Source organism: Streptomyces sp. MUSC 14 (assembly GCF_001866675.1).
Lineage (GTDB): Bacteria > Actinomycetota > Actinomycetes > Streptomycetales > Streptomycetaceae > Streptomyces.
In genome coordinates, this window is sequence record NZ_MLYN01000013.1 from 183,996 (window position 1) to 198,310 (window position 14,315).

The window sequence follows — 14,315 nt, forward strand, 5'->3', positions numbered from 1 at the left end:
TCCCACGCGTGGCACACCGCTCGCCGACGTTCACCTTCCAAGGCCCCGGCGCCTACGGCCCGACCGCCGAACTCATGGCCTGAACCGCCCGTCGCATCGCCCCCCGAGGCGGCCTCACCTCCGGCGCCGGCTCCTCCACGGCGCCTTCAGCAGGGGGGGAGAGAGGCCAAGGCGCCCGCCGGAAGGGTCGTCGCGGGCCCCTGGCCTCGTCACTCGCCCTGGGTGCGCCGTACGCACTCCGTGACCACGCCCCGCAGGCTGCCCGTGCGTTCCAGGAGCAGCCGCTGTTCGCAGGCGCCGCTGCCCCGGCCGAGCAGCCGGCTCACCGTGTGTTCGACGCGGGCCGCGTCATCGTTCTCGGTGAGGACGTCGCCGATGTGGTCCAGCAGCGAGCGCACCACCTCCGCTGCGGGCCGGGGCCGCATGGTCGCCGGGTCGAGCAGGTACTCGTCCAGGCCCGCGTGGGCGGCCTGCCAGGAGGCCAGCCGCAGCAGGCTGACACTGTGGTCGAGCGGCGGCTCGCCGGCCCGCCAGTCGCGAGCCGCCGTCTCCACCAGGGCACGCCCCACCGCGGCGACGAGGACGGCGGTCTCCGCGTGCAGACACACGTCCGCCACCCGGATCTCCACGGTCGGGTAGCGCGCGGACGGGCGCGCGTCGAAGTAGGCCATCGCCTCGTCGAGTATCACCCCGGTGGCCAGCATGTCCGCCACCCGCCGGTGATAGCCCTCGGTGGACTCGAACAGCTCGGTCGGCCCCGCCGACGGCCATCGGTTCCACAGACGGCTGCGGTAGGCGGCGTAGCCGGTGTCCCGGCCCTGGCAGAACGGCGAGTTGGCGCTGAGCGCGCACAGTACGGGGAGCCAGGGACGCAGCCGGTCGACCACGGCCACGGCCTCCTCGTCGGAGTGCACCGACACGTGCACATGGCAGCCGCACACCATCTGCTCCCGGGCGGTGATCCCGTACCGCTCGGCCAGCCACTGGTAGCGCTCGTTCGCCGTGATCGTCGGGCTCACGGGCAACGGGGAGGTGGCCAGCGCGGCCACCGCGCAGCCGAGCTCGCCCGCGTGCCGGGCCGCCTCCTTGCGGCAGTGCATGATCTCGGCGCCGAGGACCTCCATCTCCGCGTGCGGCCGCGTGGCGAATTCCAGCATCTGCCCGAACAGCTCCTTCTCGAACACCTCCTGTCCGGGGTCGTCCTCGGCCGCGTGGGCGAGGACGGCGGCCGACATGGCCTGCGGTTCCCCGCTGCGGGGATCGACCAGAAGGAGCTCCTCCTCCACGCCTACCGTGCGCACCTGTGTGCCGCCTTCCTGCTCCGTACGGCCCGGGGGTATCCGGCGCCCGGAGGTGCCCGGCGCCCAGGGGCCGTCGCCACGCCGAAACCCGGATGCGCCCTCCGCGCTCTGCCGCAGGTCCGCTGCGCCGCGAGAGCAGACGGTGACCGGGCCGACGACCGGCGGGGCATGGCCGCCCCGGAGGCCGTCGGGCCCTTTGTACGCGAAATCCATCGTAATCACGTCCGGGAGCCGCTTCCTGGGGTACGGCGTGGGCGGCCTTCAGACGCGCGGTCCCCTCGTGTGCTCCAGGGCCTTGCGGGCGGCGAGACAGCCCGCGACCTTGAACGCGAGTTCATGGGAACCGAGCGTGTGGGCGCGGACCTCTCGCAGTACCACCCTGGCCGCGGTCACGACCCCGTGCTCAGGCAGGCTCAACTGCTCGCGGATGCCCGCGGCGATCGCGGCGAAATAGCGCGGCAGATCCTCGGCGGGCTCGTACTCCACCGTCAGCCCCTTCGGCACCTGGAAGGCGAAGCCCTCGGCCGCGGGTTCGAAGTCCACCGTGATGTCCGCGAACTGCGGCGCGCAGTTCTGCCGTTGGTGCAGCACACGCACGCCACGGATCGGATACGGCGGAAACCGGACCAGCGCTGACGTCATGCCACGACGTTACCCCCGCACGGCCCGGTCGACGCGGTCACAGGACCCCGTGGATCCTGATCGCGGCGCCCGCACGTCAGGCGGGCGGCCCGGACGCGGTGGCCGTGGCGGTGGCGTCCTGCCGGCCGGTCCTGGCGGCGACCGCCGTTCGCCACTCGCGCAGTTCGCGTGGCGGCATGCCGACGGCCGGTGCGCCGGTGAGCGTGGGGCCGGTGCGGTAGGCGACGAGGAGGCGGCCTTCCGCCATGTCACCGTGGACCACGCGTGCCTCGTCGTGGCCGCGCAGGTTTCCGAACGCCTGGATCCTGAGCCCGTACTGGTCCGACCAGAAGTAGGGGATCGGGGCGAACGGCCGCGCGTCCTCGGGGCGCAGGAGGGTGCGGGCGGCGGCCATGCCCTGCTGTACAGCGCCGCCGCCCCGCGCGTGTACGCCATGTCGCACCCCACCCCGTCGGCCGTCCGCAGCCCACTGCCGTGCAGTCATTCGGTGTTGGGCCGGGAGCCGATGGCGACCAGTACGTCGTCCGCGGGTACGACGGTTCCGGTGCTCAGCCGAACTCCGGTGGCCTGCCCGGATGTCGACTCGATCGCGGCGACCTGTGTCCCGGTGCGCAGGTCCACGCCGTTGGCGCGGTGCACGTCTGCCGGATACGCGCCGACCTGTGGCCCGACGGCATGGGTGAGCGGTACGGCCGCGGGCTCGACCAGAGCGACGTCCACGCCGAGGCCACGGGCGGCGGAGGCCACCTCGGCACCGAGGAACCCGGCGCCCATCACGACCGGCCGGACTCCGCCAGCAGCCGCGCGGCGGTCGCCAGGGTCTCCTCCTTCAGGGCGCCGCCCTCGCTCCACCGGCTGGGTGTGCGGCGCTTGAACGCTTCCGTCATGCCGGCTCCCTCCCACCCTCTTGGCGAAGCATTGTCGAAGGTGGCCGGATGCCGTCCCCCGTACGCCGCACGGTTGTCGCTGACAGGGCCGGCCCTGGTGCGCCCCCCGAACTCCGGCCGTCGGCCCGCCTCAGGCGCGACAGTCGAGGCGCGTCGGCTCAGGCGCGTCGGCTCAGGCGGGTCGGCCCCAGTCCAGCCGGTCGGCGAGGCCTGCGGCGGCGAAGGCGGCTGCCAGTTCGTCGCGTCCCTCGGTGAAGTGGGCCCAGCTGTCATAGTGCGCGGGTACGACCCTGCGGGCGCCGAGGATCTGTGCGGCCTCGGCGGCCCGGGCGCTGTCGAGGACGATCGGCGCGCCGCCGAACAGGGCGGGGAAACGGGGGGCTCCGGCGAACAGGACGGCGGTGTCCACCGGGGCGAACCGCGCGGCGATCTCCCTGACCACGTCGAGGGAGGCGTTGTCGCCGCTGACGTGGACGGTGGGCAGGCCGGCGCCGGTGAGGACGAAACCGACGACCTGGCCCGTGCTCGGCTCGGTCTCCTCGCGCGTCCCCGGGCCGTGGATCGCGGGTACGCCGGTCACGGTGATCGTGCCGCCGTCAGGGCGGCTCAGCTCCACGGACTCCCAGTCGGCCAGGCCCTTGGCCGTGCCGCCGAGGCGCCGGCCGCCGCCGGGCGTCGTGAGGGTGAGCGGGACGTCGGCGAGCAGGGCGCGGCCGGAGTCGTCGAGGTTGTCGGCGTGCTCGTCGTGCGAGAGCAGGACCGCGTCGATCGGGCCGAGTTCGGCGGGAGTGGCGGTGGAGGGAGCGGTCTTGGTCAGGACCGGGCGGCCGGGCCGGCCGTAGTCGCCGGGGCCGTCGAAGGTCGGGTCGGTCAGGAAACGCAGGCCGCCGTACTCGAAGAGGACCGTCGGGCCGCCGAGGACGTGGACCGGGAACGGGTGGGTGGCCACGGAGAACGAGGACGAGGACATGGTGGAGTCACCTCACGGATAGATTCCAGTGAACCGTGAGGTGACCGTAGTCGCTTCTCACGGATGAGTGCAAGCCGTACCATGAGGAGCGTGAAGGAGCAGCACGTCATGGAAGAGCCGGCCCTGCCGCCCGCCCAAGGCGAGGGGGAGCATGTCTCCCTGGCCCTCGCCAACAGCTCGATCACCCTGCCCGGCGGGCACACGGTCGATCTCCTGGTGACTCCGGCACAGGCGAACCGCTGGCTGACGGCGCGCGGTCTCGCGCCTGTCGACGCCGGCATGCTGGAGATGTGCACGACCCAACTGCGGTCACTGCGCGAACAGATCAGATCGCTGCTCGCCTCCCGGACCGCGGGACTGCCCGCCCTCCCCGCCGCCGTCGCGGCCGTCAACGACGCCATGACCCGCGTCCCCACCGCCCCGCTGCTGCACTGGGACGACGAGAAGGGCCCCTACCGCGCCACACCGCATCCCACCACCGCGATCGTCGAGCACGCACTGGCCGCCCTCGCGGCCGACGCCGCCGAACTGCTCACCGGACCCGACGCCGATCGCCTCACCGCCTGCGGCTCGGCGCCCTGCAACCGCTACCTGCTCCGCCACGGCCGACGCCACTGGTGCTCCACCCGCTGCGGCGACCGCGCCCGCGCCGCCCGCGCCTACGCCCGCCGCGGCCGGCCCGGGGCGGAATGACGAGCTTGCCGGCCTGAGGACGCGGGATCGGAGGACTGTTCAGGTCCACGGCTGCGCACCCGAGGCCGGTGCCGGTCAAGTGCGAGGACCGGCAGGGGGGTTGTGTCTGTCACGGATGCCGCGTGCCGACGGCCGGTCGGGCCGTCCGGGTCACAGGTCCCCGGTGAGCGGGGAGGGTGCGGCGTTGTAGCGGGCGAGCAGCGTGCGCAGCGCCCTGACCTCGTCCGGGGGCCAGCCCTCGGTGCGCGCGTCGACCTCGCGCCGCATCCGGGCGTCGGCGACCGCGAGGAGTTCACGGCCGCGGTCGCTGGGATGCAGAAGCTGGACGCGCGGGTTGTCGGGGTCGGCCGCACGCACCACCAGGCCCGCCCGCTGGAGGGCCGCCACCTGGCGGCTGATCGTGGACCTGTTGAGGCTGTAGAGGCCTACCAGGTCGGCTGCGCGCGCGCCGTCACGTTCGGCCATCTCCGACAGCAGGGAATAGTCGACGAAGGTCAGGTCCGGGTGAAGCCGGTCGGCGTTGGACCGAAAGCGCCGGGAGAGGGTCACCAGCTCGCGTACGAGCTCCGAGAGCCCTCGGTCGTGTCCGGTCACGTGTGTTCCCCTTCCCTGCGGCCCGTACGCCCTGGTGGAGTGCGGTTTCCTGCATGATCACACGCGCGTCGCGCGGCAAGTTGTATTTTGCAACACCACTCCTCCGGGTTTACAGTGAGCATGTTGCACTTTGCAACTCGCTAGACCGTGGAAAGCGCCGACACATCGCAAAGGCGGCCCCGCATGAGCGCCGAGGAACTGACCGACCGCATCCAGAAGGCCATCGCCAACCCGATCACCCACGACGACGGCTTCGACATCCACGAAGCCCTGCGCGAGATCCTCTCCTCGGTCGGCCTGCATCCCACGGACAGCGGCGGGAAGATCACCTTCATCGGCAGCGACCCGATCGTCCCGAGCATCATGCGCCTCGGAGCCGTCCCCGCCCTGGGCATGACCGCCAAGTCCGTCGCCCTGGCCGCACTCTGGCGGCACCGCGGCGGCGAGGGCCAGGACATCACGATGGACCTGCGCAAGGCCCCGCACCGGCTGTGCCCCTTCTACGACAAGAAGTGGGAACTCCTCAACGGCTACCCCGGCGGCACACCCTCCGACCCGGCCAACCCCCTCGGCTTCGACTTCTACCAGGCACGCGACGGCCGCTGGGTCATGCCGCTCAACCCCTACCCGAAGATCAAGAACAGCGTCTACAAGCTGCTGCGCACCTGGCCCGACAAGCAGGCCGTCGCCGACGCCGTCGCCCAGTGGAACGCCGCCGACCTGGAACGGGCCGGCGAGCAGGCCGGTGTGGTCATGCCGATGCTGCGCACCACCGAGGAGCTCCTGCGGGAACCGGCGTACCAGTACATCGCGCGGGAACCGCTCATCAGGATCGAGAAGATCGGCGACAGCGCGCCCGAACCCCTCCCCGGCGCCGCCGACCAGCCGCTCTCCGGCGTACGCGCCCTGGGCATGGGTCACGTCATCGCGGGCGCGGGAGTCGGCCGTGACCTCGCCCAGCACGGCGCCGACGTGCTGAACATCTGGCGCCCCAACGAGCTGGAGCACGACTCCACCTACAACACCGCCAACGTCGGCGTCCGCTCCACCACCATCGACCCGTACGGCCCCGAGGGCCGGGCGAAGATCCGCGCGCTGCTGCGCGACGCCGACATCTTCTACGCCAACCGCCGCCCCGGCTACCTGGAGAAGATCGGCCTGAGCGCCGAGGAGGCCGCGGCCGAGCGGCCCGGCATCATCCACGTCAGCGTCACGCTCGCCGGCGAGAGCGGCCCCTGGATGCACCGCGTCGGCTTCGACCAGACCGCGGGCGCGCTCAGCGGCATCATGCTGATGGAGGGCGCGGACGGTGTCGCGGCCGAGCCGACCAGCACGCCGGCGCTGCCGTACATCAGCGTGGTCAACGACTACGTCCTGTCCTGGCTGGCCACCACCGGCACCCTCGCCGCGCTGATGCGCCGCGCCACGGACGGCGGCAGCTACCGCGTCACCCTCAACCTCACCCGCATCGCCACCTGGATCCTCAGCCTCGGCGTCTTCGACCGCGACTACGCCCACGAGGTCGCCCTCAACCCCGACCCCGACTCCCCGCACGCCTACCTCGACCCGGACACCTTCACGGCCGACACCCCCTTGGGCCACTACCAGGGCGTCACCGACCAGGTGACCATGTCCAGGACCCCCGGCCGGTTCCGCTACGTCCTGCTTCCCCGCGGCGGCAGCGCCCCCGTCTGGCTGCCCCGCCACAGTTGAATCAGCGGGAGGTGGGGAAGTAGAAGCCCGCGGTGGTGTGTTGTTCGGCGTGGGGCCAGCGGGTGATGACGACCTTGGGGCGGGTGCAGAAGCGGATGCCTTCTGCCCTTCGGCAGGCGGTACTTGCTCGTGTCGCTCACAGCAGGCTCACCGCCTTGTCGACGGCGCCGGCGACGTCGCCGCCCGCCGGGTAGAGCAGGGAACGGCCGACGACCAGACCCTGTGCGGTGGGCAGCCTGAGGGCCTTGCTCCAGGAGGCGAACGCGGCGTCGGGGTCGGTGACTTCGCCGCCGAGCAGGAGCGTGGGGAGGGTGGAGGAGGCCAGTACGCGGTCCATGTCGGGGACGACGGGCAGCTTCAGCCAGGTGTAGGCGGTGCGGCGGCCGAGTCCGGAGGCGATGGTGACCGACTTGATCACGGCCTCGGTGGACAGGTCGTTGCGGATCTTTCCGTCCTGCGATTGCGACATGAACGGTTCGACCATGGCGATCAGTCGGCGGTCGTTGAGCTCGTTCACGGCACGCGCGGTGTTCTCCAGTACGGAGGGGGTGGCGGGGTCGCCGAGGGCGATGCGGGTGAGGGTCTTGCCTCCGTCGAAGCCCATCGCGGCGATCGTCTCGGCGTCGTAACCGGTGAACCGGTCGTCGATCTCGAAGACCGAACCCGCAAGCCCGCCCCGGTTCATCGACCCGAAGACACTCTTGCCGTCCAGGACACCGAGTATGAGCAGGTCCTCCAGGATGTCGGCGGTGCCCAGCACACCCGTCACGCCGGGGCGCTCCAGCGCGGTGCACAGCCGGTCCAGCAGCTCGGAGCGGTCGGCCATCGCCGTCGGGTTGCCGCCCACGGCGTTGGCGCCGCGTGCGGGGTGGTCGGCGGCGATGATCATCGTCTTGCCGTGCTCACCGGACAGGGACGTCGCCTTGACCCGGCGGGCGGCCGCGGCGGCGATCGCGCCGGGGTCCTTGACCCGGGCCTGCATGATCCGGCGCACGTGGTCGGACAGCACAGGCTCAGGCCTTCCGCTCGGCGGAAACAAGGCGCGTCTCGCGGAGCCTGTCCTCGACCTCGGTCTCGGTCGGCATCGCGTCCGAGCAGGCCAGTCGGCCCGCGACGATGGCGCCGGCCGCGTTGGCGAAGGCGATCGTCCGCCCGGTGTCCCAGCCCGACAGCAGCCCGTGGCACAGCGCGCCACCGAAGGCGCCACCGGCACCCAGCCCGTTGACCACGTCGACCGGGACCGGCGGCACCTGAACGGCCGTTCCGTCGCGCCCCATGGCGAGCACGCCCTTGGGGCCCTGCTTCACCACCGCCAGTTCCACACCCGCCGCCAGCAGCGCCTTCGCCGCGGCATACGGCTCGCGTTCACCGGTGGCGACCGCGCACTCCTCGCTGTTGCCGACCGCGACAGTCGTGCGACGCAACGCCTCGGCGTACCCGGAGCGGGCGGTGTCCGGGCCGTTCCGGAACACCGGCCGCCAGTCCAGATCGACGACCGTGATCCCGGCCCTGGCCCGGTGCTCCAGCGCGGCCAGGGTCGCCGACCGGCTCGGCTCCTGGCTCAGACCCGTCCCCGTCAGCCAGAACACGCGCGCCTCGCGCACCGCCTCCACGTCGAGTTCCTGGTGGTGTATGTCCAGGTCAGGGGCTTTCGGTAGCCGGTAGAAGTAGAGCGGGGAGTCGTCCGTCGGGAAGATCTCGCAGAACGTCACCGGCGTCGGCGCGATCGCCGACGTCCCCACGAACCGGCTGGCGACGCCGTATCCGTCCAGGGCCGTGCGCACGAAGTCACCGAACGGGTCCCGCCCCGTCTTGGTGATCACTGCGGCCGTGTGTCCGTACCGGGCGGCGGCCACCGCCACGTTCGTCGGGCTGCCGCCGAGGTACTTGCCGAACGACGTGACCTCCGCCAGCCCCACTCCCGTCTGGAGCGGATACAGATCCACTCCGACACGGCCCATGGTCAGCACTTCGAACGGCATGTCGCGGTTTCCCTTCGTTCCGGGGGAGCCCGGGGAGTCGAAGCAGGCGGTGATCCGCCCCAGCGCCCAGTCAGCACGCGCCAGCGCCGTACGATGGGTCATGTGCGTATGTCATGTCAATAGCTCGAAGTTGAGGAGTGACGGCTCGTGGTATGCGGGCGTCGTCGTATCCGGGGAGGGGGACCGAGATGTCTCGGGGGAGGGCGCGGACGTACGCGTGCTGCCGGGCAGGGGGGCGGGGCGGCCGCGGCGGTGGCGGGCGGCGCAGGCCTGCCGGGCTCACGCGCAGCTCCTCCGCAATGTGGCGACGGGTGGTCCCAAGTCTCGGACGTCCGGCACGTGTCAGGGATACGACCTCACCCGGGTCGGCGGTTCAACGCCGACCCGGGTGAGGGAGTAAGTCGTGGGGCTCCGCGGGGCGCTCGCGCCGGGGCCGTCGGCGAGGCGCCATAAGTGGAGGGCGGTAGGCGGAGCGTTTCAGCGGGGCGCGATTTCCGTTCCGTCGGCGTCCCGCACGGTGATGGCCGTCATCGGGCAGATGTCGGCGGCTTCCAGCGCGCGCTCGTCGTGCTCGGTGAGATGCTCGTGCACGGGATGCGCGTGGTCGCCGTCGAGGGCGAACAGGTCCGGTGCCGTTCCGGCGCACATACCGGAGCCGATACAACGGTCGGGGTCGATGCGCAACTCCCAGCTCATGGGCCGCCTCACCATCCCACCGGCATCACGCGGGGGCCGCGTACCAGCATTTCGGTCTTCCACGTGATGTCACCGGCGAGGCGCAGTCGGGGGAACCGGGTCACCAACGCGCCGATGGCCTCCTGGAGTTCGAGGCGGGCCAGGGGAGCCCCGAGGCAGTGGTGGACGCCGTGACCGAAACCCAGGTGGGCGTTGCCGCTCCGGGTGATGTCGAGCGTGCCGGCCGCGGTGAAGCGCAACGCGTCGCGGTTGGCCGCTCCGACGGCGACCAGCACCGGCTCCCCGGCCCGCACCAGGGTGCCCCCCACCTCGACGTCCTCCCTGGCGTACCGGGGCTGACCGGCGCCGCTGCCCAGGGGGACGAAGCGCAGCAGCTCCTCGACCGCGCCGGTGATCAGCTCCGGCTCGGCACGGAGGAGGGACAGCGCCTCCGGATGGTCGAGCAGCGTGACCACGAAGTTGGGGATCTGGGTGGCGGTGGTCTCGTGGCCGGCGACGAGGATGCCGACGCACAGGTCGACGAGCTCCAGCTCGGAGAGCCGGTCGTCGTGGTCGCGCGCCTCGATCAGCGCCGTCATCAGGTCGTCCCGGGGCTCCTTCCGGTGTACGCCGATCAACTGGGCCATGTACGCGCGCAGTTCCTCGCGGTTGCGATCGAACTCCTCGGCGGTCAGCGAGCTGGTGGACAGCGCCGCGTCGCTCCAGGCACGGAACCGCGGCCGGTCCTCCTCCGGCACCCCGAGAAGCCGGCAGATCACCGCGACCGGAATCGGCAGGGCGTAGCGGTCGACCAGGTCGACCGGCGGGCCCGCCGCCTCCATCGCGTCCAGCAGAGTGGACGTCAACTCCCTTATCTGCGGCCGGAGTTTTTCCACCTGGCGGACGGTGAAGGCCTTGGCGACCAGCGAGCGCAGTCGGGTGTGGTCGGGCGGATCCATGCTGAGGATCCCGCTGTCCCGCCGGCCCTCGGAGGCACGTGGCTCGTCGTGAGCGAGCGCCAGAGCACGGCTGAAGCGCTGGTCACCGAGGACGAGCCGAGCGTCCGCATAGCGGGTGGCGAGCCATGCCGGTTCCCCGTAGGGCAGCTGGACGCGTAACAGCCCCGGCGTGTCACGGGCCTGCTCGTACGCCTCCGACAGGGCCAGATCCTCGCTGGAGTTGAAGGGATAGGCGAGGGGTGCGTGGTCCGTTGCCGTCACTGCTGCCTCCCTGGTGTAATCACGTGCTTACAAAGCTAGGAGGTGCGCACCGGCCGGTCAACGACGCTAATCGGCCGTTACCCTGACGGCTCCTCGGCAGGCGCGAGCGGGCCCACGGCGGCAGAAGGAGCAGAGGGTGGACACCAGCGAGCAGACCCTTCACCAGGACCGGACCGGCGGTGGCCCGCCGCAGCGGGACATCCGGCACGAGGACACCCCGCGAGAAGACACCCCGCACCGTCCGCGCGACGCCCGAGGGACCCGCGCGCGCATCCTGCACGCGGCGGGTGCGGTCTTCGCCGAGCGTGGATACGAGGCAGCCACCGTCCGTGACATCGCCGGCCGTGCAGGGGTGAACCAGGCGCTCATATTCCGCTACTTCGGATCCAAGAAGGCCCTGCTCACAGAGGTGATGGCGCAGGGAGGCAAGGAGCAGGTGAACGGCACGCCCCCGGAGCGGCTGTTCGAGACGGCGCTGCGCGGTGTCCTCGCGGACGGCGGCAAACCCGGTTCGGACCGCCTGCTCGCCGTCTACCTGCGTTCCATCGGCAGTGCGGACGCCGCTCCGGACACCGTCCGCGCGCTGGGCGAGGAGTACGCCGCCGCGCTCGCCGCCCTCTCCACGGCCGACGACAGCAAGCTGCGTGCCCAGCTCGCCATGGCCTGGCTGCTCGGCATCGGTCTGATGCGGGTCGTGGTGGGCCAGGAACCGCTCGCCAGCGCCGAACCGGACAAGATCTGCGGGCATGTGCTCACGGCGCTCGACGGGCTCCTGCGGGACGGGGCGGCGGCCGGGGGCGAGGGAGCCGGGCAACGGTCCGACGAGCGGCCGTAGTCCCGGTGCCGGGCGCGCCGAGGGGCGGCCGGAGCGAACCAGGACCGGGCGAATCCGCCTGGCCGGACGAACCGGAGCCGGACGAACCCGAGCCGGGCGGTCGGTGTCGCGCCGTCGTCGGCGCCGGTGAGGGGCGAGCCGTCGCACGGCCGCCCGCGACCGGCCTTACCGGTGCTGCCCGTCCCGGGCCTCCGTCCGGTGAGGTGAGGTGAAGCGAGGCGCGCGTGCGCCGTGCGACTCCGAACGTCCTGCACGGTCGGCAACTCGGGAGTGACGGCTGCCCGTCCACCGGCACCACGGGTACTGACACCGGCACTGGCGCCGGACGACGTCCCCTGGCGGCCGCTCGCCGACGCCGTCGCCGCCGATGCCATGGGCGCGCCCGACGGCGGGGTACGCCTCCGTCCTCCACGGACGACACGGCCCCTTCACGAGGTAGCCCTGCACCTCTCCTTCGTCGCCGGCCGGGTCCCCGTCGCGTGGGGCAGGAGTCTGAGGCGCCCACGCTCGTGGGTCCGCCCGTGTCTCCCCAGGGTGGCGTCCGGCGGGTCCTGGTACGGCACGGGCCGGCCCGTGGACTCGATGATCCGGCACGCCCGCCGGGTCCGGAGACCGGTGCCGGAGCCGATCAGGCGGCCGGTGCCGGGATCGGCCACGGGGAGGACGGTCACCCACAGGCCCGTACGCCCATTCGGCGTCGATGGTCCGGAGTCGTTCCGCGCCGCCCGTGAGCGCGGCCCGGCCCGGGAAGGCGGTACCGCAGGCGCAGGCAGCGCCCGCCGCCAGGCGTTTCGGGACATCGGCTGCGGGTGCGTGATCCCGACCGGGCCCATACCGTCGGAGGCACGGACCCGCAGGCCCCCCCAAGGCCGCAGGGCGGTCGACGCAGGCCCGTTCGATGCGGGAGGGCTCATGTGAGGCTGCCACGCCAGTCAGGGAGACAGGCATGAGTCGAGCCAGGCGCAGGCCCCGCAGCATCGCCCGCGGACGGATGGCTCGGGAGCAGGGCGGCGGGGCCCACGGCGTACGGAACGACGGAGCCGTCGGCGAACTGTCGCGCACCCGGCACACCGATCACACCGAGGAGCGGACGGTGCCGCCCTCAACTCCTCCTGCCCCGTACAGACCGGCGGCACGGCCACCGGCACTCCCCGACCGGGGCCCGGGACCCGGAGTGTGGACGGTGCGGATGCGCATATCGGAGGGGGATCCGTGGTCGGTGATGGTGACGAGCTTCCTGCTCCTGACCGGGCTCGGTGCGCTCGCGGTCGGCACCGCTGTCGTCGTCTGGTTCATGGTGGAAGCGATGGCCCCGGACGTCCTGCCGGAGCTGCGCACCGTCTTCGCGGTCTCGATCGGCGTCGTCACCCTGGAAGTCGCCATGGGTACGTTCCTGGCGACGTTGGGCACCTTCATCTACAACCTGTCAGCGCAGTACAACGGCGGTGTCGAAGTGGCCGTGACCAACGACCTTGGGCCCACCCCGGCCGCAGCCCGGGCCCTGCTGGTGATGGCCCGGGCCCGGGGCCGCGTCGGCCGTCGGCTGCGCGCGTACATCCCGGCCCGGGCCTGCCACGCCGTACGACGTTCGCGGGCCGAGGAGGACTGAGGGGAAGAGAGGGCAGGTGAGAGGAGAGAAGAGAGCTGAGGCGAACGGCTACTCGGGCAGGCCCTCGGCGAACAGGAGCCGGCGTTCGAGTGCGACCTGACGTATCTTCAGCACCTGCGCGTATTCGGGCGAGGCGTACCATTCCTTGGCCCGTTCCATGTCCGGGAACTCGACGATGACGAGCCGCTGTCCGGAAGGCCAGGCCCCTTCGACGGCGTCCGGTCAGGCACCGCGGACGACGTAGCGACCCCCGTGGTGAAGGATCGACGCCTCGGCCAGCGTGGGCATGGAAACCTGTTCGGCGGGACGTGCTGTGATCCTCAGCGGACCGTCGCCGCGTATCGCGAGTTGCTGCGACGTGGGGACAGCGCGGTGGGCGCCGTCCGTGCCGGGCCGCGGGACCCGAACGCGGCTGTGCGTGAGGGGTGGGACACCTGCGCACCGGGAGCGGACCTGGTTCGTCCCAGGCAAGTGACCCGAGCCCCGCGGTGCGGAAGACAGCGGGTTGGTTCATACCCGGCGGGACCATCTACGAGCGGACCCGGCCGTCCGTCACCGGTTGACAGGGCCGGGGTCGTCTCGTCACCGGACGGGCCGTGTCAGAGGCTCCTGCGGAAGCACACCCGGTCCTGCCCAGGGCCGTCGTAGTCGGTGTGCACGGGCAGGCCGCCGATCTCTCGGTCCCCGCGCTCCACAGCGAACCCCATGGCGCGGTGAAAGGCGATGGAGCCCGTGTTCGTCGGTGAGGTGATCGCGCGCACCTCCGCGCGGCCCGCCTCGGCGGCACGTCGGAAGAACGTCGCGTAGAGGTCGCGGGCCACGCCCCGTCCGCGCAGTTCCGGAGCAACTCCCACGAAGTGGATGTACGCCTCGGTGTCGTTGTCGGCCGAGTGGAAGCCGACGAGAAACGCCCTGATGCCGCAGTCGTCCTCCAGGACGAGGCTGGTGGCGGAGAAGAACTGGAGGAACAGTCTGGGCAGCAGCAGGGACAACTCCCGGGCCTGCTCGGGGCTGCGTGAGTCCGTCCACCAGCGTTGGACGCACTCGACGATCGCTCCGTGGTCGCAGACGCGGGCCTGGCGCAGAGCGGGCATGCCGTTCCTCTCTCGATGTGCGACCGGTTCGTCGACAGCCCATCGTAGGACGCGGTAAGAACCAACTGGTTCGTTTGACCGTGCGACGCCCACTTTCCGC

The 14,315-nt window shown here is 71.8% G+C and carries 15 protein-coding genes and 1 pseudogene; 4 read left to right on the forward strand and 12 right to left on the reverse strand.

Features of this window, described 5'->3' with window-relative positions:
- Positions 1 to 209 precede the first annotated feature (209 nt).
- The 5 genes from BIV25_RS06935 to BIV25_RS06955 form a co-directional block, all read right to left on the reverse strand.
- A complete protein-coding gene (locus BIV25_RS06935) occupies positions 210 to 1,301 on the reverse strand; it encodes a glutamate--cysteine ligase (protein WP_071371379.1) in 1,092 nt (363 codons plus the stop codon).
- A gap of 261 nt (positions 1,302 to 1,562) precedes the next feature.
- Positions 1,563 to 1,943: a hypothetical protein gene (locus tag BIV25_RS06940; protein WP_071371261.1), complete on the reverse strand. Its 381-nt coding sequence runs from the start codon at positions 1,941 to 1,943 to the stop codon at positions 1,563 to 1,565.
- Between the two features lie 76 nt (positions 1,944 to 2,019).
- On the reverse strand, positions 2,020 to 2,337 hold the full coding sequence (locus BIV25_RS52415; protein WP_071371262.1) for an oxidoreductase C-terminal domain-containing protein: 318 nt from the start codon (positions 2,335 to 2,337) through the stop codon (positions 2,020 to 2,022).
- An 86-nt stretch (positions 2,338 to 2,423) separates the two neighbouring features.
- The gene (locus tag BIV25_RS52420) at positions 2,424 to 2,717 is read right to left on the reverse strand and encodes an FAD-dependent oxidoreductase (RefSeq protein ID WP_071371263.1); all 294 of its coding nucleotides are present in this window, start codon (positions 2,715 to 2,717) and stop codon (positions 2,424 to 2,426) included.
- A gap of 285 nt (positions 2,718 to 3,002) precedes the next feature.
- Positions 3,003 to 3,800 (reverse strand): MBL fold metallo-hydrolase, encoded by a 798-nt coding sequence (locus BIV25_RS06955; protein WP_071371264.1) that lies wholly within the window; start codon positions 3,798 to 3,800, stop codon positions 3,003 to 3,005.
- Positions 3,801 to 3,881: 81 nt separating this feature from the next.
- Here BIV25_RS06955 and BIV25_RS06960 point away from each other — a divergent pair, with 81 nt between their 5' ends.
- Positions 3,882 to 4,493, forward strand: a complete 612-nt coding sequence (locus BIV25_RS06960) for an ABATE domain-containing protein (protein ID WP_071371265.1) — start codon at positions 3,882 to 3,884, stop codon at positions 4,491 to 4,493.
- 150 nt (positions 4,494 to 4,643) lie between these two features.
- Here the strand turns inward: BIV25_RS06960 and BIV25_RS06965 are convergent, their stop codons facing one another.
- On the reverse strand, positions 4,644 to 5,087 hold the full coding sequence (locus BIV25_RS06965) for a MarR family winged helix-turn-helix transcriptional regulator (protein ID WP_071371266.1): 444 nt from the start codon (positions 5,085 to 5,087) through the stop codon (positions 4,644 to 4,646).
- 183 nt (positions 5,088 to 5,270) lie between these two features.
- Between BIV25_RS06965 and BIV25_RS06970 the strand changes: the two genes are divergently transcribed.
- A complete protein-coding gene (locus BIV25_RS06970; RefSeq protein ID WP_071371267.1) occupies positions 5,271 to 6,800 on the forward strand; it encodes a CoA transferase in 1,530 nt (509 codons plus the stop codon).
- 136 nt (positions 6,801 to 6,936) lie between these two features.
- Here the strand turns inward: BIV25_RS06970 and BIV25_RS06975 are convergent, their stop codons facing one another.
- The 4 genes from BIV25_RS06975 to BIV25_RS06990 all read right to left on the reverse strand — a co-directional run bounded on the left by BIV25_RS06975 (position 6,937) and on the right by BIV25_RS06990 (position 10,677).
- Complete coding sequence (locus tag BIV25_RS06975; RefSeq protein ID WP_071371268.1) at positions 6,937 to 7,809, reverse strand: aldolase; 873 nt, start codon at positions 7,807 to 7,809, stop codon at positions 6,937 to 6,939.
- Between the two features lie 4 nt (positions 7,810 to 7,813).
- Complete coding sequence (gene iolC, locus BIV25_RS06980) at positions 7,814 to 8,782, reverse strand: 5-dehydro-2-deoxygluconokinase (RefSeq protein WP_071371380.1); 969 nt, start codon at positions 8,780 to 8,782, stop codon at positions 7,814 to 7,816.
- 477 nt (positions 8,783 to 9,259) lie between these two features.
- Positions 9,260 to 9,478: a ferredoxin gene (locus BIV25_RS06985; protein ID WP_071371269.1), complete on the reverse strand. Its 219-nt coding sequence runs from the start codon at positions 9,476 to 9,478 to the stop codon at positions 9,260 to 9,262.
- 8 nt (positions 9,479 to 9,486) lie between these two features.
- On the reverse strand, positions 9,487 to 10,677 hold the full coding sequence (locus BIV25_RS06990; RefSeq protein ID WP_071371270.1) for a cytochrome P450: 1,191 nt from the start codon (positions 10,675 to 10,677) through the stop codon (positions 9,487 to 9,489).
- A gap of 136 nt (positions 10,678 to 10,813) precedes the next feature.
- On the opposite strand from BIV25_RS06990, the gene BIV25_RS06995 reads away from it, so the two are divergent.
- Both BIV25_RS06995 and BIV25_RS07005 read left to right on the forward strand, forming a co-directional pair.
- Positions 10,814 to 11,512 carry a TetR/AcrR family transcriptional regulator gene (locus BIV25_RS06995; protein WP_371272996.1) on the forward strand — a complete coding sequence of 233 codons (699 nt, stop codon included), beginning with the start codon at positions 10,814 to 10,816 and terminating at the stop codon, positions 11,510 to 11,512.
- Between the two features lie 946 nt (positions 11,513 to 12,458).
- Positions 12,459 to 13,121 carry a DUF3566 domain-containing protein gene (locus BIV25_RS07005; protein WP_256255648.1) on the forward strand — a complete coding sequence of 221 codons (663 nt, stop codon included), beginning with the start codon at positions 12,459 to 12,461 and terminating at the stop codon, positions 13,119 to 13,121.
- 48 nt (positions 13,122 to 13,169) lie between these two features.
- Here the strand turns inward: BIV25_RS07005 and BIV25_RS07010 are convergent.
- Positions 13,170 to 13,328, reverse strand: a pseudogene (locus BIV25_RS07010) (DUF1330 domain-containing protein); the annotation flags it as partial.
- Positions 13,329 to 13,720: 392 nt separating this feature from the next.
- On the reverse strand, positions 13,721 to 14,215 hold the full coding sequence (locus BIV25_RS07015) for a GNAT family N-acetyltransferase (protein WP_071371272.1): 495 nt from the start codon (positions 14,213 to 14,215) through the stop codon (positions 13,721 to 13,723).
- Positions 14,216 to 14,315 lie beyond the last annotated feature (100 nt).

Excerpts from the sequence above, each read along its gene's own strand:
- BIV25_RS06940 (WP_071371261.1), bottom strand. The coding sequence starts at position 1,943 with ATGACGTCAGCGCTGGTCCGGTTTCCGCCGTATCCGATCCGTGGCGTG.
- BIV25_RS52415 (WP_071371262.1), bottom strand. The coding sequence starts at position 2,337 with ATGGCCGCCGCCCGCACCCTCCTGCGCCCCGAGGACGCGCGGCCGTTC.
- BIV25_RS52420 (WP_071371263.1), bottom strand. The coding sequence starts at position 2,717 with ATGGGCGCCGGGTTCCTCGGTGCCGAGGTGGCCTCCGCCGCCCGTGGC.
- BIV25_RS06955 (WP_071371264.1), bottom strand. The coding sequence starts at position 3,800 with ATGTCCTCGTCCTCGTTCTCCGTGGCCACCCACCCGTTCCCGGTCCAC.
- BIV25_RS06960 (WP_071371265.1), top strand. The coding sequence starts at position 3,882 with ATGAGGAGCGTGAAGGAGCAGCACGTCATGGAAGAGCCGGCCCTGCCG.
- BIV25_RS06970 (WP_071371267.1), top strand. The coding sequence starts at position 5,271 with ATGAGCGCCGAGGAACTGACCGACCGCATCCAGAAGGCCATCGCCAAC.
- iolC (WP_071371380.1), bottom strand. The coding sequence starts at position 8,782 with ATGCCGTTCGAAGTGCTGACCATGGGCCGTGTCGGAGTGGATCTGTAT.
- BIV25_RS06985 (WP_071371269.1), bottom strand. The coding sequence starts at position 9,478 with ATGAGCTGGGAGTTGCGCATCGACCCCGACCGTTGTATCGGCTCCGGT.
- BIV25_RS07005 (WP_256255648.1), top strand. The coding sequence starts at position 12,459 with ATGAGTCGAGCCAGGCGCAGGCCCCGCAGCATCGCCCGCGGACGGATG.
- BIV25_RS07015 (WP_071371272.1), bottom strand. The coding sequence starts at position 14,215 with ATGCCCGCTCTGCGCCAGGCCCGCGTCTGCGACCACGGAGCGATCGTC.